Origin of the sequence: Bacteroides clarus YIT 12056, assembly GCF_900129655.1 — a bacterium.
In the GTDB taxonomy this organism is placed as follows: Bacteria; Bacteroidota; Bacteroidia; order Bacteroidales; family Bacteroidaceae; genus Bacteroides; species Bacteroides clarus.
The window spans coordinates 319,716-339,109 of the sequence record NZ_FQWK01000004.1; the positions used below are offsets into that span (position 1 = coordinate 319,716).

A 19,394-nucleotide genomic window follows, 5' to 3' on the forward strand; every position below is an offset into this window, starting at 1 on the left:
GAATTAAAGGCTTTGAGTATCAATGAATTCCTCTCATTGCAAGGTCTGAGAAGATGACGTTCCGGGAAGAAATCACTGCCAAAAAGGACAGTCCCGGATAGTATTAACCAAAATCGTGTTACATGAAATATGTAAAATGGATTTTTGTTGTATTACTAATTGGTTCCTTGACTTCTTTTGTAGAAAAAGACAAACCGACCGGCGGTTTGAATGTGGGTGACATAGCCCCGGACTTTAAAATCCAATCTATGTCTGCCGGGCAACCGTTAGCCGAACTTTCAGACATGAAAGGCAAATATGTGTTGCTTAGCTTTTGGGCAAGTTATGACGCGCACTCCCGGATGCAAAACGCAAGTTTGAGCAATGTGCTTCGTTCCGCTTCCCGCAATGAAAATGTGGAAATGGTTTCCGTCTCATTCGATGAGTACCAATCTATTTTTAAGGAAACTGTTCGTAAGGACCAAATAGTTACGCCCACTTGTTTCGTGGAAACTAAAGGCGAGTCCTCCGGCTTATTCAAGAAATATCGCTTAGGCCGCGGATTTACTAACTATTTATTAGATGAGAATGGTGTGATTATTGCCAAAAACATCTCTGCTGCAGAGCTTTCAGCTTACTTGAATTAAGCGCTTCAATGCACAACGCTGCAACGAAGGGATTAAAGAACCTGTAAGAAGAAAGTGGGGTTTCTTCCGACAACGGGCGGTCTGTCCGCCTGAAAAGAAGGAAGAACAAAACAAAAGAGGAAATGAATACAACAAAAAAGCCGTCCCGCACTTGTGGAAACACAAGAGCGGGACGGCTTCTTATTTTATAATATCCTGTGATTTGCCTTGGCGACAGCTTCCTGCAATTACTTACTTCGGCGCTTTCTTATACAGGTAGAATGCTATGAATGCATAAAGCAGGTTCGGTATCCATACCGCGATGACGGGCGGCACATTACCGTTCACCGCAAATGTGGAGGCAATCGTTTGGAACAGAATGTACGAGAAACTTAATCCCAAGCCTATACCCAGATGCAATCCCATACCGCCTTTTGTCTTTTTCGAAGAAAGAGATACACCTATCAGCGTCAGGATGAACGAGGCGAAAGACATGGCTATACGTTTATGATATTCTATCTCGAACTCCTTGATATTGGCAAAACCACGCTGCCGTTGCCTGTCTATATACTCGCTCAGCTGAGGGCTGGTAAGCATCTCCTGCTGGTTCTTCATGATAAGGAAGTCGGCAGGCTCCATAAACAGGATGGTATCCAGCCGCTCTCCTTTGACGATACTTTCGCGCATACCGTCCATTTCACGAATCATGTAGTCTTTCACTTTCCATTTATGCACGGCTGCCGTATCGTAGGTGATGCTGCGTGCAGTGAGGTGAGACACCAGCTGTTTGTCCTTGAACTTATCGAGTGAAAAGCGATAACCCGTTTTGCTGTAATCCTCAAAACGCTCTATATAGGCAATGACTCCCGAATCGACTTCCAACTGAATATTGCGGGCTGTGGTGGACTTACGGGGCTTATAGTATTTATCCTCGAAATTAAGTCGCGTGACGCTGCCTTTAGGAATGACGTACGAACCGAGACAGAACGTAGTGATCGCAATGATAGCCGCCGACACCATATAAGGACGCAGCATACGCTTAAAGCTCATTCCCGTAGAGAACATTGCGATAATCTCCGAGTTCTCCGCAAGCTTGGAAGTAAAGAAGATTACCGCGATAAAGACGAACAGCGGGCTGAACAGATTGGCAAAGTAGGGGATGAAGTTCATGTAGTAATCGAAGATAATGGCTTTCCACGGCGCTTCATGGGACATAAAGCGGTCCATTTTCTCGTTAAAGTCGAATACTACGGCGATGGAGATAATCAGGGCTATGGCAAACACGTATGTTCCCAGGAACTTCTTGATGATGTACCAGTCCAGCCGCTTGAGGAACTTGTTTTTCCCGACAGGCAGTTTTATATTTTTCAGTATCTTCCGGTCAATCTTGCTCATAATCTTGTCGATACACGTTGTACCATCATCGGTTTCCATGTAGAGAAATCACCGGCGATAATATGCTTGCGGGCTTCACCGACAAGCCAGAGGTAAAACGCCAGATTGTGAATGGAAGCAATCTGCATGGCCAGCAACTCCTGCGCATGGAACAGATGGCGCAGATAGGCCTTACTATATAATGTATCTACGTAAGATGCGCCGTCCGCCTCAATAGGAGAGAAATCGGTTTCCCATTTCTTATTACGCATATTGATGATACCGTCTTTGGTGAACAGCATACCGTTACGTCCGTTGCGTGTAGGCATCACGCAGTCGAACATGTCAACTCCGCGTTCGATGCCTTCCAGAATGTTCACAGGCGTACCTACCCCCATCAGATAACGGGGTTTGTCTTTCGGAAGAATCTCATTCACCAACTCTATCATTTCGTACATCTTCTCCGTAGGTTCACCTACGGCCAGACCGCCGATTGCATTACCCTCGGCTCCTTTAGAGGCTATGAACTCCGCCGACCGTTTACGCAGGTCGGGATAGACACATCCTTGCACAATAGGGAAAAGCGCCTGATGATAACCGTACTTGGGCTCCGTTTCGTTGAATCGCGTGATGCAACGGTCCAGCCAACGGTGCGTCATTTCCATCGACTTCTTGGCATAGGCATATTCCGCATCGCCCGGAGTACATTCGTCAAACGCCATCATTATGTCCGCTCCGATAGTACGCTCGATGTCCATTACCCTCTCCGGAGTGAAGACATGCTTGCTTCCGTCGATGTGCGAACGGAACTCGGCGCCTTCTTCGCGCAGCTTGCGGATACCCGCCAATGAAAAGACCTGGAAACCGCCGCTATCGGTCAGCATCGGACGGTCAAAGCCGTTGAACTTATGCAGTCCGCCGGCTTTCTCTATAACATCCAATCCGGGACGCAAATAAAGATGATAGGTATTCCCTAATATAATCTGCGCCTTTATATCTTCTTTCAATTCTGTCAGATGCACGCCTTTTACGGTTCCCAACGTACCTACCGGCATAAAGATGGGAGTTTCAATCTGCCCATGGTCAGTGGTAATCAAACCTGCACGCGCATTCGTCTTACTGTCTGTGTACTGTAACTCAAATGTCATTCTTCTTACTTTTCTATCTTTTCTTTTTTAACGGACAAGTCGATGGCATCAGCTACCTTTTCATCAGTCAGCGCAATGGCAAACACCTCTTTTACGTCTTTCACATAGTGGAAAGTCAGTCCTTTCAGATAAATTTCCTGTATCTCTTCAATGTTCTTACGGTTCTCGTCGCTGAGGATAATCTCCTTGATGCCGGCACGTTTGGCAGCCAGAATCTTTTCTTTGATGCCACCGACGGGAAGCACCTTTCCACGGAGCGTGATTTCGCCCGTCATGGCAAGGTTGGCTTTTACTTTTCTCTGCGTAAGTGCGGATGCCAGCGAAGTAGCCATCGTTATACCTGCCGACGGACCATCCTTGGGAATAGCCCCTTCGGGAACATGAACATGGATATTCCAGTTGTCGAAAATATCTTCATCGAGATTCAGCAACGAAGCATGCGCCTTAATGTACTCCAGCGCCAGCATAGCCGACTCTTTCATTACATCACCCAAGTTTCCGGTCAGCGTCAGGCGGCCGCCTTTGCCGCGACTGAGACTGGTTTCGACGAACAGAATCTCACCGCCGACAGCAGTCCACGCCAAGCCGGTAACCACACCGGCATATTCATTGCCTTGATACTTGTCGCGCGTATATTCGGGAGCGCCCAGGAATTCGTACAAATCGCCCGGCTTAATTTCGGTCTTTGCGAAATAACCGTCCGTAGCATATTGACGAGCCGATTTACGCAGAATCTTTCCAATCTTCTTCTCCAACTCACGCACACCGCTTTCACGGGTATAAGACTCTATGATCGCTTCCAGCGTATTCTTGGGAATCTTGATATCGTTTTTCTTCATACCGTTTGCTTCCAACTCTTTGGGAACCAAATGGCGACGGGCAATCTCTATCTTTTCTTCGGTGATATAACCGCTTACTTCAATCAACTCCATGCGGTCGAGCAACGGTCCGGGAATCGTATTCAGATTATTGGCGGTAGCAATGAACATTACTTTCGACAAATCATAATCCACATCCAGGAAGTTGTCGTGGAACGTAGTATTCTGCTCCGGGTCGAGTACTTCGAGCAGAGCGGAAGAGGGGTCTCCCTGACGGTCGGCGCTCACCTTGTCTATCTCATCCAATATAAATACCGGATTTGAAGAACCGGCTTTAATCAAACTTTTGATGATGCGTCCCGGCATCGCTCCGATATAAGTCTTGCGATGTCCGCGTATTTCGGCTTCATCGTGCACGCCACCCAAAGACATACGGATATACTTCCGCTTCAAAGCAGCCGCAATAGAACGCCCCAAAGAGGTTTTACCCACACCCGGAGGGCCATACAGGCAAATGATAGGCGACTTCATGTCTCCCTTCAACTTCAATACGGCGAGGTGTTCCAATATACGCTCCTTTACTTTCTCCAAACCGTAATGGTCTTTATTCAACGTCTTCTCGGCATTGGTCAGGTTCAGATTATCCGTTGTATAAACGCCCCACGGCAGACTCATCATGGTTTGCAGATAGTTCAGTTGTACACTGTAATCGGGCGATTGCGGATGCATGCGCTCCAACTTATCCACTTCTTTCAGGAAGGTGCTTTTTACTTCTTCATTCCATTTTATGGTTTCCGCTTTTTTACGCATCTCTTCCAATTCCTGCTCCTGGCTGCCGCCCCCCAGTTCATCCTGAATGGTTTTAATCTGCTGTTGCAAGAAATACTCGCGTTGCTGCTGGTCTATATCCTCGCGGGCGCGCATCTGGATAGATTCCTTGATTTCGGCGAGCTGAACTTCCCGGTTCAGAATTTCGAGCAAACGATAGGTGCGGGCACGCAATGCGTCAATGCGCAGCAACTCTATCTTTTCATCCTTCTTCAAGGGCAGGTTGGTGCAGATAAAGTCCACCAGAAACATCGGGTTGGTAATGTTCTTGATGGCAAATGCAGAATCCTGCGGAAACATATCCGAAGATTTGATATAGCGTACGGTCAAATCTTTGCACGCTTCTACCAATGCCTGGAACTCCTTATCGTCTTTTGCGGGAATTTCCTCATTAAGCGTGCTTACACGTCCTTTCAAATATGGAGTAACTTCCGTTATCTCTTTCAATTCAATGCGCTTGGAGCCTTGCAGGATAACGGTAGTCGTCTGATCCGGCATTTCCAACACACGGACAATCTTGGCAACCGTACCTATTGTATGCAGGTCCTCAAACAAAGGCGTTTCCGTATCAGCTACTTTCTGACACACCACGGCGATATATGTACCTTTCTTTTCTGCCTCACGCACCAATTTCAGGGAAGATTTTCTTCCGACAGACACCGGCATAAACACACCCGGAAACAAAACCATGTTCCGCAGAGGTAATACCGGCAGGATTTCATCAACCTCAATATCCATCAATTGTTCTTCATTCCCCTCAAAATCAGCAATTACAGAAAACGCATTTTCATTCCTATCTTCGATATCACTCAAGTAATTTCTTTTCTTCATCTCATTCTTTTTAGTTTATGTCATATTGGCAGGCCAATAAGGCGTCTGCAAAGTTAGCTATTTCTTCTATTAAATAGGCGTTCCTTTCTTTAAAAAGACAAAAACGATGCCAAAATTGCCGCTATTTTGGCGGCTTTGATTATTTTTGAGTCCGATTAACAAAAACAAATATGCCGAATCCTTATTTCCAGTTCAAACAATTTACCGTCCGGCACGACAAATGCGCCATGAAAATAGGTACAGACGGAGTGCTATTAGGGGCGTGGGCTCCGGTTCAAGATGCTAAACGAATTCTTGATGTAGGAGCGGGTAGTGGTCTAATATCCTTACAATTAGCGCAGCGTAATCCGGAAGCCGCAATTACCTCTGTCGAAATAGACCCGGCAGCGGCGGCGCAAGCCCAAGAGAATATTCAATCGTCCCCCTGGAGCCATCGGATGGAAGTGGTATGCTGTGACTTCCGCAAGTATCATCCGGAAGACAGATTCGACCTGATTGTTTCCAACCCACCTTATTTTGTCGATGCCCTGAAATGCCCGGACAATCAGCGCTGCATGGCACGGCACACGAGTGAACTGAGCTATGAATTGCTCTTCGGACATTCGGCGCATTTCTTATCGGAACGGGGAAGTATAAGCATTATCATTCCGGCGGAAGTTGAAAAGACGGTGGTTGATACAGCCTGGAAGTATAATTTTCATCCACATCGCCGCTTGTATGTTTTTACCAAACCCGGAAAACCTTGCCGGCGCGTGTTATTGACTTTCGGTTATCAGGATGTACCATGTATCGAGGACAGTCTTTACATAGAAGGAGAGAAGCACGGACAGTTTACCCCGGAGTACATCGCCCTGACCAAAGACTTTTATTTGAGAATGTAAGCTGTGTAAATTCGTCTTGCGGAATGAATATATTCATCCTGAGAGACGGATATATTTGTCTTGTGAGACGAATTAATTCGTCTCGGGAGATGGTTTTATTTATCTCACGAGGCAATTCCTTATATAGCAAAAGAACAAGGATTCACCCGCTAACCCGTATAAACAGGTGTGTGGAAGGTGAAGGGCAAAAGTACAAACCCTGTTTATTTATGTATAATCCATCGTCATCGGAGAGTATCTATGATACAAAAAAACGAGCCACTGAAATTCAGTGGCTCGTTTTTGTCGGGGTAGCGGGATTCGAACCCACGACCCCCTGCTCCCAAAGCAGGTGCGCTTATGCTATTATTGACATCGTTTAATAGATTATCTATAAGTCAATTAACTTACATCTGCTTTCCTACTGAATTAAAGCGGTTGACATCTTGGTTGAATTTGATAACCAAACAAGAAGTATTGAACAATAAGTTTATAATCTCTCTATGGCTTGATGCCATATTGGTAATATAATAATCCATTCTAAGCGAGCAACATTATTGTTGCACTTTATTCTTCGGGTATGAATTTGCCGCTTCTCCATATGAAGAAGAATGTTTCAAGATTCGTACCCATTATAAACAAAGCGGTATAAGAGTTTCCTCCGATACCGCTTATAGTATAATAAGAATCTATTTGCCTTTATATTAGTTTCATTACCAAATGATAGAAATATTATTATTAGTGGAACTATGTTCTGATTGAATAGACAATAAGGTAGGGAATCCATTTGCATTTAGCGTCCATGCAAAATTGGTTATGTCCTCATAAGAGTCGGATTCATAAGTTAGTTTTAAAGGTAAATGCTTGGTTGCTTTTCCTAATAGTCCAGCATAATAGGCAAACCACATTTCATCCATGTCAATTCCTAATGTCTTATCATAGAACATGAGGCATCCTTTGTTCTCAATTGGGGTGTTCACTGCTGCATCTGAGGTGTAGTCTATGGTGTAAATGGACGAAACCTCTGGTTCATCTGCTGATACGGTGGACGTTTTAATAATGTCACCGTCTTGATAGGTAATAGTCGTGGTTTCATTTCCACCTTCTGAACGTTTCATAGATAGTAAGTTGCCTTCTGCGGTGTATGTGAAATCCCAAGTCTCTAAATCACCGTCTTCTTCTGTTTCATCACAATGCTTTATAAAACCATTGTCACCTATTTCCATTTTGAAGATGAATGTTTCTTCATATTCTCCTCCTGTATCTTCTGTTAATTCCACTATTACAAGCTGATTGGGAAGTCCTGCTCTTGTTGTTACAGTGGTAGGATATTTAAAGATAGCAACCGCATCATCTGTTTCAATCTTAGAAACTAAACCTGATGCATCTTGGGTGATTTTCATATCAGAAACTTGTTTAGGCATTCCATTCACAAATACCTTTTGAGGATTGATACTACTGTTAGCATTGTTCTCATCATCATCGTCATCACAAGCTGTAAAGTTTACAGCGCACAAGACCATTAATAAGGTCGTTCCAATTAATCTAAGTGTTCTCATATTAATAATATTATGCTTACTTGTTCCCTATTAGTAAGCTGTTAAAATAAATAAGGTGTGGGAACTATATCTGTCTTATCCTTAGATTAGGTCTTCGCATTACCTTTAGCATGGATAAAACAATAGCCCCACACCAAAAGGTATATAGTTCATCTAAAAGATGAATATATATCAAATGCATGGGTACTATTGCTATCATCTTCATGCTAAGAATTAAAGTTGCGAAGTTTAATCTAAGAAGATAATTTCAATAACACCTTTCGTTAAATATGTCCTTCCAACTCCCTATCTCATTAGTTCATTGGAATTGGTGCAAAGATAATGAAAGGTTCTAAATTAATAAGCATGAAGTGTGGATTAATAGTAACTTCTATGCTCTCAAACATGGTCTGAACGGGATATTTAATAAGATTTGCATCCATACTCTGTAAATCCATGTGGGTATCAAAATGATAATTCCCATTATAAGAAGTGAATTTTAGAAATTGTTACCCACATGGATTTATAAAGCTAAAGTTAATTTCTTCGTCTGAATTTAAGGGTAGGACAAATTTAGATTGGGGTATATAAGACTGACCTTGTTCTAAATTTGTCCTGCCTTTCAAAGTGATTTCACGACATCAATCCTGCTCTGACAAGCAACCTCTTGACTTGTGTAATCTGAAACTTGCATCCTTTAGATGTAACGAAGCCTTGCTCATTTAACAGACAAGTCATTTCAGATAATGATTTGCCTTGCATTGATAGTGACCGTAACAGCGCTATTGCTCTCATGTTATTTGGATTGTTATCTGCTTTAGCCTTGTTGGTAACGATACTATGTTGAACAGCTTGTTCAAATTTATTCATCAAGTTCTCCGATTTACCAAGCTGCACACCCCTTGCTTTTTTGGCTTGAAGTGATTGCTTGGTTCTCTGACTAATCAGCCCTGCTTCATATTCGGCTATGCTGCTGATGATATGCAGAATTAGCCTATTGGCTTGTGGAAAGTCACAGAACACAATCTCAACATCACTCTCCAACAGCTTTGAAGTAAACGCTACATTCCTTGACAACCTATCCAATTTAGCGACAATCAGAATAGAGTTGGTTTTCCTGCACATTGCCAAAGCTGCAAGAAGTTGAGGTCTGTTAGACTTCTTCCCACTCTCCGTTTCAATATATTCAGCAAGTATGGGCTTATTCTTTACATGGTTGTTTATAATCTCCCGTTGGGCTTCCACACCAAGACCCGATATTTGCTGCTTCATGGTGGATTGCCTTAGATATGCTATATATGTCTTCATAATTCACATTTATTAATGGTTGGTTACAAATGCTGAACGAACATTCAGCTTATGTAAGTAAGGACACCCAACTTGAAAATTGAATGTCCTTTTAAGATGATACGCTATAACTGTCCTTCATCAGCGAAGCTATAATATCCTGCATCTGTTAATATGAGGTGGTCTGTTACTGTAATTCTCATAAGTCTTGCAGCTTCTTTGACCTGCTTAGTAATCTCCATATCCTGCCTGCTTGGTTTCGTGTTACCGCTTGGGTGGTTATGAGCAAGAATGATAGCTACTGAATTGGTGAGCAATGCAGCTTGTAGAATTACTCTTACATCTACGGTTGTGTCTGTTATTCCACCCTCTGATATGAGAGTGTAGCCTAAAACTTGGTTGGATTGGTTTAGGAACAAGACTTTAAAATATTCCTTGTAACAGATTGTACCCTCCTTATATGTGGGGAGTAAGACTTTGTAAGCATCCTCCGAGCTATAAATTTCACTCCGAGTTTTTGATGTGGATTTGTAAGTGAGTTCCACTTCTCCAACTGTGTAATCAGCTTTCATAATCTATCTATAATTGAAATTTAAAGGGTTATTGATTGAGTGGATTTAACAAGAACAAACCCTAAACACAAGTGAATTTCTTCGCTTGCATCTAAGGCTCGTTCTATGTCTTTCCCTAAATATTCAATTAAAGGAAGTTCGGAGCATTAGTGAGTAATCGGTCGGCTATGGGAATAGAGTTGTGAACATATACGCTGCCAACAAAGAATGTCTTTTTAATTGACGATGTGAGGTGGTAGTGCAATTATTAAAGCATTCTTTTTCTTCGGCAGGCATAAGGGGGACTAAAAGAGGGGTGCAGTCAGACGGAACGAAGTTCCGGCTGGCTGCGCCAGCCTGCACTTCATTTAATGTCGGTTCTGTAATTCATCTTTGAACTTCTCCAGTTTGATTTTAGCACCGTCCCGATTGCTGCGTGTTACATCGAAATATTCCTCAATGAAAGGAGCGGATAGCTTGCACATTGTACCTTTCTTTCCGTCTCCATATCGGGAGTAGGTTATTCCGTAACAGTCCAACAGGTAAGAAATTCTATCAAGCACATCATTTACGGGGATATATAAATCGTTACCCGTTTCCGTTTCAAATTCACGTCTTATGTCTGATAGGAACTCTCGGCTGAATCTCCGTTGCATGGCTTCTTTCTGTTCGGTCTGTTCCAACAGCTCCTTGATTGCAGTCTTGCTGTACTTCTGCTGTTCGATAGTTTCTCGCCCTAACTTGAAGAACGCATTGATGAGCCATTCTTCCTCTACACACTTGGCTCGGAGAAGTTGTACGGCATTTTCATCTTCCTTGATGTTGCTTAAGACGGATACAATGGACTGCCATTTCTCTTTGGATTTGGCTGCTTTGATTCTGTAAATGTCATCCTCACCGATCACTTCTTCTTCGGGCTGGAAGTCCACATTGAAATATCCCGTTGCTTCGTATGCCTGTCTAAGTGCATCGGGTGAGAGGTAATATCTCTTAACCTGCTCGTCAAGTAACAGTTGCTCTATGGCGAACCTGTCAAATCCGTTCCGTTCGGGATTTAAGACTTCATTCAGCCGTAACCGTTTCAAGTCCTTGTCGAAATTGGTCGGGTCGTCCGCATTCAGTCTTTCTTTTTGAACGGCTCGGTAAGATTTAATCCTCGCTGTAATGTCCCTATAAATTTCTTCATCGGAATTAACTTTAAGTTCATTCGGAATTGAAGCGATAACCGTAAGCGAGTTATATCTCTTACCGTTTGGGAAGACGCGTCTGAATCTTCCTTGACATTGGATGGCTTCGGTGAACGGATTGATTAGGGTGTGCTTCACATGGTCGTAGTTTGACAACACCAGCACATCGCAAAGTTCTTTCAGATTGATGTCTATTGACGGGAAGAACCGCAAGGTAAACAAGTTCACCTTTCTTAGGGGAAGCTCCAACCTGTCCGTACTGTGTTCCAAGAAACGGCTCTTTAGCTTATCGGTACTTTCCTTTGAACAGAACACCTTGTAATCATCCTCTTTTATTATTCCGTCATGCAGCAATGATTCCACGATGTTACATATACCCTCTGTTGTCTTATAGAAGATGCACACATGAGGAGAGCCGTTATCCAACAGTCTTTTTACTTCCTGCTTCACCCGACTGTAAAAACTACGGGTCGTTATCAAAGTCATATCTTCCCGATAGTCATAGTCGGGTTTAATTTCCACCCACCTAAATTGGTGACGCAAGAACAGCGTTAAGGTGTACTTGCTCGGCTTTAACGGAGTGGCAGATACGAGAGCCTTTCCCTCGAACTTGAAGAACTCCTTCATCGGGGAAGATATGCTCCTACGGTAATCTGTGTCTTCCGTAATGTGTTCGGATTCATCGTACAAGTTGAAGAACTCCTTATAGATGTTCATCTTCAAACTCTTTGCCGCCTTCAAGACTTTGGTCTGAAATCCTTCGGGAGTGGTGATAATTTTCTTGTACTTGATATTGGAGTTGTTGAGGTAGGCGGTCAATTTCTTAACGGTTACTTCCTTGAACACTCCTTGCACTTCGTCAAATGCCTGCACTTTGTTCTCCACCGCAGAACGATACGGCTCGATCACGATAGAATTTCTTGGACTTAACTTCGGGTTCAATTCCATGTAAGTAGCACCTGTACCTGTCATTACCTTATTAATAATGGCATTACTCGGTAGCATGGGGTAGCCTTGTCTTTTTAAGGCCTCGGACAGATACTCTCCCTTGTGGATGTTCAGTACCTCCACGTCCAATGTTCTGTTTGCCGCGTCATTCATGGTACATTGGATTTAGGGGGTAAGAAACTTGGAAGAACTGGTTATTATATGGGCGTGATGATTTTGTTACCCCACCCGAAGAATGGAGTTCAGACCCATATAAAGTTATAAAACTCGTGAGCCGATTAAGACTTGTCGGGGTGACAAGTTCCGATTGGCGGCTCAATCCAATTGTTCGGATTCTTAAATTCATTGGCATAATTTGATGAATTTAGAAATTTAACAATTGGACTAAGGGGAATAAAAAAGCTCCTGCAACCAAGTTCTCCTTACGATTGGATACAATTCACCCTTACAAGGTACGAATGAATGTTCATCCAATAATAGATTTCGGAAGTCACGCTCCGAGAACTTAGTTGCAGAAGCCGCTACTTATGCAGTAGAATTTAATTGCTGACAAGCTTCTTGTAGAACGGTTACCTTTCTTGATTATCCGCTTGATAACTGCACTGTCACGTGAACCATTCAGGAGGGCTTATTTAAGTCTTAGCCCGTATCTTCTACCACGTTGTAGAATTGGTGCAAAGATATAACTTTTCATTCATATGGCAATGGCTTCAAAGTAAATTCTTCATCGCTTCATCTACTTGCTCGTTGTCGAAGCTATCCAAATATATTTGAGTGGTCGCTAAGTCTGAATGTCCTAATGCTTCGCTTATTAATGCAATGTTCACTCCCGACTTTTTAAGGACACTTGCAAACGAATGCCTTGCAACATAGGTCGTAATGTTGGCTTCAATTCCCAATCGCTTACCGAGTATCCTTAAAACCTCATTCACCTTGCCGCGTATTTTATGAATCCTATTCTGCTTCTGCAAAGCTGTTTTATGGACTTTTACATTCAATATCGGGAACAGATAACCGTTACCCTCCTTTGCGTATTTCTCTATTATCAGCATAGCTTCTTGGGGTATTCCAATTTTGATTAGCTTACCAGTTTTCTGACGGATATAGTGTAACCTACCATTGACGATATTCTCTTGCGTCAGATTGGCAATATCGGTAAAATTGATACCGCCACACAGGTAGCTAAATATAAATATGTCCTTGCTCAATTCCACGTATTTCTTCTGACCTATCGGCTGGGATGTTTCTGTAAATTTCAACATCTCTGTCTTGGCTATGGCTCGCTTTTGAGTAGTAGTGTCGAACTTAGAGATTTTATATTCATTGAACGGATAATCGGACGTTCGGGCGCATTTGGCATTGATAGCCTTATTATATGTGCTACGCAAAGTACGGAACATCAAACTGATTGTTGTCTCCTTATTCCCATTTGCTCGAAGCCACTTTTCATATCTTTCGAGCCACGCCACATTAACTACGTCAAACGGTATCTCCAACTTCCCTTTTGTAAACCTCATCAACGAATTGTAAGAATTGAGATAGACCAATCTGTTCCCACATTTATTATCAGCTTTGCATTGGGCAATGATTTCTTGATAGAAACTTCCGACTGTTTTAATCGTAGTTGTTTGCCCTCGCATCGCAACAAGTGTTTCAGCCGAATAATCCTTTTGGTCGGCTTTCATTTCAAGCATTCGTTCTTGAAACTCCAACTTCTTATCAAGAATTATCTTTTGGATATATTCTAAGTTAGGACATTTAGACTTTGGTACATTCTTCTTAAAGTCCCAATATCTCGGATTAACCGATATTCCCAAACTTTGGTATTTCCTTTTACCGTCTTTACAGATGCGAAGCATCAACGGATGTTCGCCATTGGATAATGTTTTCCATTTGTAGCATACTACATTTACAGTTGCATTCATTGTTTTAATGGTTGACATCTTGGTTGACATTATCTAAGTCAACCGTCAATTCAACCGCCCAATCGAGCAACAAAAAAGGAGCTACATTTTACTGTAACTCCTTGATTCTTATCAGTCGGGGTAGCGGGATTCGAACCCACGACCCCCTGCTCCCAAAGCAGGTGCGCTAACCGGACTGCGCTACACCCCGAGTGCTTTACTTCTTAAAAGCGAGTGCAAAGGTAAAATCTTTTTTGATATAGACCAAATCTTTTTATGATTTTATCTGAAATAAAATTATAAAAGTCTGGGAAACAATATACGGGAACAGTTAATTATTCTCTGCCTCTTTGATACGTTCTCTTTTATATCTATTTTTGTAGAAATAATCTTAATAAAATCAGAGAATATGAAGTTGACCAAACCTATTTTACTTGTTACCGTTATTCTGTTGGGATGTGCTTCCTGCAAAAATAAAGCCGGAAACACAGAACAGGAAAGCGCAAAGCCCGGTACAGAGGAGATTAACGATTCCGTATATCATGCACAAGGCGTAGTTATGGATGCTACCATGAATGGATTCACAATGGTTACCCGGAAAAACGATACCTTATATATAAGTACAATGGATCAGGATATAGCCTTGGAAGAAGGACTATCAGTAGGAGATACATTAGAGGTTTCGTACACGGTTACCGAAGATGAACCCGGCATTAACATTGCATCTGCCATAACGAAAATACATTAACTCACTTTTAAAAACATATAGTATGAAGAAACTTTTATTGGCAGCCGCCGTATTGGTTATTGCAATGGCCGCTTGTAATGAAAAGCAAAGCAAAGACTCTATCATTGGCTCATGGGTAATGCCTATCGAAGGACAGCCGGGAAAAATGCAGGGTATCAAACTGGAAGAGGGCGGGGATGCATCTTCCATTAATATGGCTACGCTGGTATATAAATATTGGGAGCAACAAGGAGATGAACTTTATCTCACGGTAAAAAGCATTGGTAACGGTATGGAGATAGAGGGGATAGACACCTTAAGAATTGAGAAACTTACGGCTGACTCATTAATCTTAAATTCCAATTACGGCTATACACTACGTTATGTAAGAGAAAAGTAAGATAATAAAGGGGAATGCGCAACAGTGTCCGTATTCCCCTTCCTTTTTATACCAAAAGAACCATTATTTCATTCTTGCAGCAATAGCCAGCAGTACCCCAAGCACAACACCCAAAATAGCGGCAAACAAAACTCTTACCTCGCCCGGTAACAAGAAAGTAATGGTGTGGGCGGGGTACCAGAAAAAAGGAATCGTTTTCTTAAAAACAAAATTCCATTGCGCATCCCAATTAAGATGCGTAATGATACGCGTCATCGGGATAGGGGTAATAAGACTGCGAAGCGAACCGCCACAATCCAGAATATGTGTATCCGTTATCTTGTGAAATGTCATGAATACAGGAGCAAAGATTGTGTTCATGGCAACAGATATAGCCAGAGCAATCCATAACTTGTCCAAACAGAAACCACCGTTAATTATCACCGAGGCATCCGCCATCCCCATATACTCCATAAACTGCGGCACACCTTTAGAAAAGACAATCATCGCCATATTGATTCCCATCCCTAAGATACCCCATACAACCGCACGGGAAAGTACTCCGAATCCTTTTCTGTTATATATTCCGGCACTGATGCGAAGCCCCAGCATCTCACCTAAAGTGGCAAGCACTCCGAATTTCAGGAAACTCATTACCATACCATGTGTGGCATTGAAAGACTTATACCAGTCGTAAACCGCATCACTCACGAAAAAAGGTAAGAAGATTACGATTAGGACGAAAACGAAAAGGAAATCTTGCTTTTTCATTCAAATGCTGTGCTTTTCATTAATAATAACGGCAAACATACTAAAATAAATTCAATATCAAAGCAATTAGACAAGCAAAACCGGTAAATCAAAGCAAAAGTACGTTTTATCCTTTTATTATCAAGAAAAAAGGCAGAATTCAAATGAAATCCTGCCTCTCTCTGTAATTTGGAAATACAATCTCTTATTGCTTGTTTTTCATATATTCATCAGCTTTCTCCTTAGCACGAGCTACTCGTTTCGCCGTATCCGGATGAGATGAAAACATCTTTTGGAATTTAGACTCCTTGGGAGCTTCCGCTGAAAGTTCCAGCAGTTTATTCAAAGCATTATACATGGCATAAGGATCCAAATTATTCTTTATAGAAAATTCAAAACCGTAATCGTCCGCTTCCGTTTCCTGCTTTTGGGAGTATTGCGCACCCGCCAAAGCTTCCGCCATAGCGCCTAACTCGGAATCAGTCAGCTTTGATACGGTAGAGCTTGCAGCGCCTGCGGCATTCTTCACTGCAGAACGAAGATAAGCGCTCTTCATAGCATCTTTGGAGTCTGTATGAATTACATGGCCTATCTCATGACCTACCACAGCCATCACTTCATCATCCGTCATAATATCCATTAACCCGGCGCAAATACGTACGCTGCCGTCACCGCAAGCAAAAGCGTTCACGTCGATAACTTCATAAACGCCAAAGTTTACTTTCAGACCATCCACCTCTTTAATATGCCCGGTCAGTTTTTCCAGACGCTTACCATACTCCGTATCGGGTTTGGTCAAAGGATTGTGAGTATCCATCCATTGCATATACTCCTTGCTCATAGCTGCAATATCCGCATCCGAAAGAGTTATAGCTTTAGCGGCATCAGTGCCGGCCTGAACAACCTTACCTACATTTATTTTCTTACCGCCAATTTTAAACTGCGCATAGGCAGTTGTAGTGTAAGTCATTCCGCATACAATAGCGGCGAAAATCAGAATTTGTTTTTTCATGTTGTTTGGTTTGTTTTAATGGATTATTTTATAAAAGAAAGCCGTTTAACCGACCCACGATTAAACGGCTTTTATCTTTGCTTTAATTCTTCATTCTTTTACTTGATTATTCCCAATTCCCTGAAGCATTTAGTCAACTTCTCAACGGCATAATCTACTTGTTCCTTAGTATGAGTAGCCATCAATGCTACGCGTACCAATGTATCTTGAGGAGCGCATGCAGGCGGAATTACCGGATTGATAAAGATACCTTCATCAAATGCCATCTTCGTTACGACAAATGTCTTTTCCGTATCACGCACATACAAAGGTATGATAGGCGACTCGGTTTCGCCAATCTCAAAACCGGCATCACGGAAACTCTTCAATGCGTAATTGGTAATATCCCACAGGCGTTGAATGCGTTCCGGTTCTGATTTAATAATATGGAGAGCTTCACGGGCTGCAGCCGTTGCTCCCGGCGTACTGCTTGCCTGGAATATATAAGAACGGGCATTGTGACGCAACCAGTTGATGACATCTTTGTCACCCGCGATAAAACCGCCGATAGAAGCCAATGACTTACTGAAAGTTCCCATTATCAGGTCGATATCTTCGGTCACTCCGAAATGGTCGCAAACACCACGGCCTTGCTTACCGAATACACCCAAACCGTGAGCTTCGTCCACATAAATACTGGCATTATATTTCTTTTTCAAACGAACGATTTCCGGCAAATTAGCCAAATCACCCTCCATTGAGAATACGCCATCTACAACAATCAGCTTTACGGCATCCGGCTCACACTTCTGGAGTTCCTTTTCAAGGTCTTCCATATCATTGTGCTTATACTTTAATTGTGTAGCGAAAGAAAGGCGGCGTCCGTCTACGATAGAAGCATGGTCACGGTCATCACAAATAATGTAATCACCACGTCCTACCACCGCGGGAATAATACCTTCATTTACAGTAAAACCGGTAGAAAAACAAAGAGCTTCGTCTTTGCCTACGAATTCGGCCAATTCCTTTTCCAATTCAACATGTATATCAAGAGTACCATTCAGAAAACGGGAACCGGCACAACCTGTACCATATTTTTCAGTGGCAGCTATTGAAGCGTCAATGATTCGTTTGTCGTATGTCAGTCCCATATATGCGTTCGAACCGAACATCAGAACCTTTTTGCCATCCATCATCACCTCTGTATCCTGGTGGCTGTTAATTGTGCGGAAATAAGGGTATACCCCTTTTGCCATAAATTGTTGCGGCAAATCATATTTCGCGAATTTGTCTTGCAGTAAACCCATGAAATGTCTTTTATATAATGAATATTTAATTCTATTAAAAACAAGTTCTTAAAAACAGGGGGCAAAGATAGCAAAATATGTTGTTATCTGTTCCATTTACTCTAAAAAATCTGCTCTAACTCGTTTTAAGAGATTCATATGGTTAAAATTTAAAGGATTTATATTACTTTTGCATGACAGAAAACCCCATAGTAATATCCGTTTAAATGGACGATAGTAAAAAGAAAATATCATTTATAATAAATCCCATATCCGGTACGCAGGGTAAGGAGCAAATATTGAAATGGCTCGATGAAAAGCTGGATAAGAGCCGCTACATACCGGAAGTAATTTATACGGAATGGGCGGGGCACGCCGTTGAAATAGCCGCCCGGAAAGCTAAAGAAGAGGTTTTTGCCGTTGTTGCCATCGGCGGAGACGGAACAATCAACGAGATAGCACGCTCATTGGTGCACACCAAAACGGCATTGGGCATCATCCCATGCGGTTCCGGCAACGGGTTGGCACGCCATCTGCAGATTCCCATGGAGGCAAAAAAAGCAATTGATATTATCAATGAGGGATTGATAGATATCATTGACTATGGTAAAATCAATGATGTTCCTTTTTTCTGTACCTGCGGAGTAGGATTCGACGCATTTGTCAGTCTGCAATTTTCCAAAGCCGGCAGGAGAGGCCCGCTCATATATCTGGAGAAGACACTGCTTGAAAGCCTCAAGTACAAGCCGGAAACATATGAGTTGGAGATGGATGGCAGTACCTCGCGATACAAAGCTTTCCTGATAGCATGCGGCAATGCCTCACAATATGGGAATAACGCCTATATAACCCCACAGGCCACGTTAAATGACGGATTGCTGGATGTTACTATTTTGGAGCCTTTTACCGTATTGGACGTACCGGCATTATCATTCCAGTTGTTCAACAAGACTATCGACCAAAACAGCCGTATAAAGACTTTTCGTTGTAAAACACTTCGTATTCACCGTTCCAAACCGGGAGTGATACATTTCGATGGAGACCCGATGATGATGGGAGAAAACATCGATGTGAATATCCTCAAAAGAGGCTTACAGGTTATTGTACCCAAGAATGCCGAAAAAGACACTTCAAACGTATTGCAACGTGCCCAGGATTACATCAATGGCCTGAAACAAATAAATGAAGCCATAATGGAAGACATTACCCATACGAATAGAAGGATATTGGATAAAGGCAAGGAACAAATAAAAAGACTCAGAAAGAATTAAATTCTACGAGTGACGTTGCAGTTGTTTTAGGATTGATAATTTTACTGTCAACTGCTAGATACGGTTGTTTTTTAAAATAAACTCTTCTGTTTTGATACGTCTGTAATATGT

The 19,394-nt window shown here is 42.4% G+C and carries 16 protein-coding genes and 1 tRNA gene; 5 read left to right on the top strand and 12 right to left on the bottom strand.

What is annotated here, in order from left to right:
• Window positions 1-122 precede the first annotated feature (122 nt).
• Complete coding sequence (locus BUB52_RS08745; RefSeq protein WP_005654168.1) at window positions 123-626, top strand: redoxin domain-containing protein; 504 nt, start codon at window positions 123-125, stop codon at window positions 624-626.
• 231 nt (window positions 627-857) lie between these two features.
• Here BUB52_RS08745 and BUB52_RS08750 read toward each other — a convergent pair whose 3' ends face one another.
• Genes BUB52_RS08750 through lon form a run of 3 tightly spaced genes read right to left on the bottom strand, consistent with a single transcriptional unit; the run spans window position 858 to window position 5,604 of the window.
• On the bottom strand, window positions 858-2,000 hold the full coding sequence (locus tag BUB52_RS08750; protein ID WP_009120940.1) for an LptF/LptG family permease: 1,143 nt from the start codon (window positions 1,998-2,000) through the stop codon (window positions 858-860).
• Window positions 1,997-3,127, bottom strand: coding sequence for a tRNA guanosine(34) transglycosylase Tgt (gene tgt, locus BUB52_RS08755; protein WP_009120939.1), 1,131 nt, complete (start codon window positions 3,125-3,127; stop codon window positions 1,997-1,999). The genes BUB52_RS08750 and tgt overlap by 4 nt, the downstream gene beginning before the upstream one ends.
• A gap of 5 nt (window positions 3,128-3,132) precedes the next feature.
• Window positions 3,133-5,604: an endopeptidase La gene (gene lon / locus BUB52_RS08760; protein WP_009120938.1), complete on the bottom strand. Its 2,472-nt coding sequence runs from the start codon at window positions 5,602-5,604 to the stop codon at window positions 3,133-3,135.
• A 170-nt stretch (window positions 5,605-5,774) separates the two neighbouring features.
• On the opposite strand from lon, the gene BUB52_RS08765 reads away from it, so the two are divergent.
• Window positions 5,775-6,485, top strand: a complete 711-nt coding sequence (locus BUB52_RS08765; protein ID WP_009120937.1) for a tRNA1(Val) (adenine(37)-N6)-methyltransferase — start codon at window positions 5,775-5,777, stop codon at window positions 6,483-6,485.
• 692 nt (window positions 6,486-7,177) lie between these two features.
• On the opposite strand, the gene BUB52_RS08770 is transcribed toward BUB52_RS08765, so the two are convergent.
• The 6 genes from BUB52_RS08770 to BUB52_RS08795 form a co-directional block, all read right to left on the bottom strand.
• Window positions 7,178-8,023, bottom strand: coding sequence for a DUF4595 domain-containing protein (locus BUB52_RS08770; RefSeq protein WP_073212642.1), 846 nt, complete (start codon window positions 8,021-8,023; stop codon window positions 7,178-7,180).
• A 612-nt stretch (window positions 8,024-8,635) separates the two neighbouring features.
• Window positions 8,636-9,310, bottom strand: coding sequence for a recombinase family protein (locus BUB52_RS08775; protein ID WP_009120933.1), 675 nt, complete (start codon window positions 9,308-9,310; stop codon window positions 8,636-8,638).
• Window positions 9,311-9,414: 104 nt separating this feature from the next.
• Window positions 9,415-9,861: a JAB domain-containing protein gene (locus tag BUB52_RS08780; RefSeq protein WP_009120932.1), complete on the bottom strand. Its 447-nt coding sequence runs from the start codon at window positions 9,859-9,861 to the stop codon at window positions 9,415-9,417.
• Between the two features lie 347 nt (window positions 9,862-10,208).
• A complete protein-coding gene (locus tag BUB52_RS08785; protein ID WP_009120931.1) occupies window positions 10,209-12,128 on the bottom strand; it encodes a hypothetical protein in 1,920 nt (639 codons plus the stop codon).
• Window positions 12,129-12,685: 557 nt separating this feature from the next.
• Window positions 12,686-13,900: a site-specific integrase gene (locus BUB52_RS08790; protein WP_039950413.1), complete on the bottom strand. Its 1,215-nt coding sequence runs from the start codon at window positions 13,898-13,900 to the stop codon at window positions 12,686-12,688.
• A gap of 115 nt (window positions 13,901-14,015) precedes the next feature.
• Window positions 14,016-14,090 (bottom strand) — tRNA-Pro (locus tag BUB52_RS08795).
• A 198-nt stretch (window positions 14,091-14,288) separates the two neighbouring features.
• On the opposite strand from BUB52_RS08795, the gene BUB52_RS08800 reads away from it, so the two are divergent.
• Both BUB52_RS08800 and BUB52_RS08805 read left to right on the top strand, forming a co-directional pair.
• On the top strand, window positions 14,289-14,627 hold the full coding sequence (locus BUB52_RS08800; protein WP_009120929.1) for a hypothetical protein: 339 nt from the start codon (window positions 14,289-14,291) through the stop codon (window positions 14,625-14,627).
• Between the two features lie 22 nt (window positions 14,628-14,649).
• Window positions 14,650-15,006: a lipocalin-like domain-containing protein gene (locus BUB52_RS08805; RefSeq protein ID WP_009120928.1), complete on the top strand. Its 357-nt coding sequence runs from the start codon at window positions 14,650-14,652 to the stop codon at window positions 15,004-15,006.
• Window positions 15,007-15,069: 63 nt separating this feature from the next.
• Here the strand turns inward: BUB52_RS08805 and BUB52_RS08810 are convergent, their stop codons facing one another.
• The 3 genes from BUB52_RS08810 to spt all read right to left on the bottom strand — a co-directional run bounded on the left by BUB52_RS08810 (window position 15,070) and on the right by spt (window position 18,033).
• Window positions 15,070-15,756, bottom strand: a complete 687-nt coding sequence (locus BUB52_RS08810) for a hypothetical protein (protein WP_009120927.1) — start codon at window positions 15,754-15,756, stop codon at window positions 15,070-15,072.
• Window positions 15,757-15,940: 184 nt separating this feature from the next.
• On the bottom strand, window positions 15,941-16,747 hold the full coding sequence (locus BUB52_RS08815; protein WP_009120925.1) for a M48 family metallopeptidase: 807 nt from the start codon (window positions 16,745-16,747) through the stop codon (window positions 15,941-15,943).
• A gap of 98 nt (window positions 16,748-16,845) precedes the next feature.
• Window positions 16,846-18,033 (bottom strand): serine palmitoyltransferase, encoded by a 1,188-nt coding sequence (gene spt, locus BUB52_RS08820; RefSeq protein ID WP_009120924.1) that lies wholly within the window; start codon window positions 18,031-18,033, stop codon window positions 16,846-16,848.
• Window positions 18,034-18,239: 206 nt separating this feature from the next.
• On the opposite strand from spt, the gene BUB52_RS08825 reads away from it, so the two are divergent.
• Window positions 18,240-19,283 carry a diacylglycerol/lipid kinase family protein gene (locus BUB52_RS08825; RefSeq protein WP_009120923.1) on the top strand — a complete coding sequence of 348 codons (1,044 nt, stop codon included), beginning with the start codon at window positions 18,240-18,242 and terminating at the stop codon, window positions 19,281-19,283.
• The last annotated feature ends 111 nt before the right edge of the window (window positions 19,284-19,394 follow it).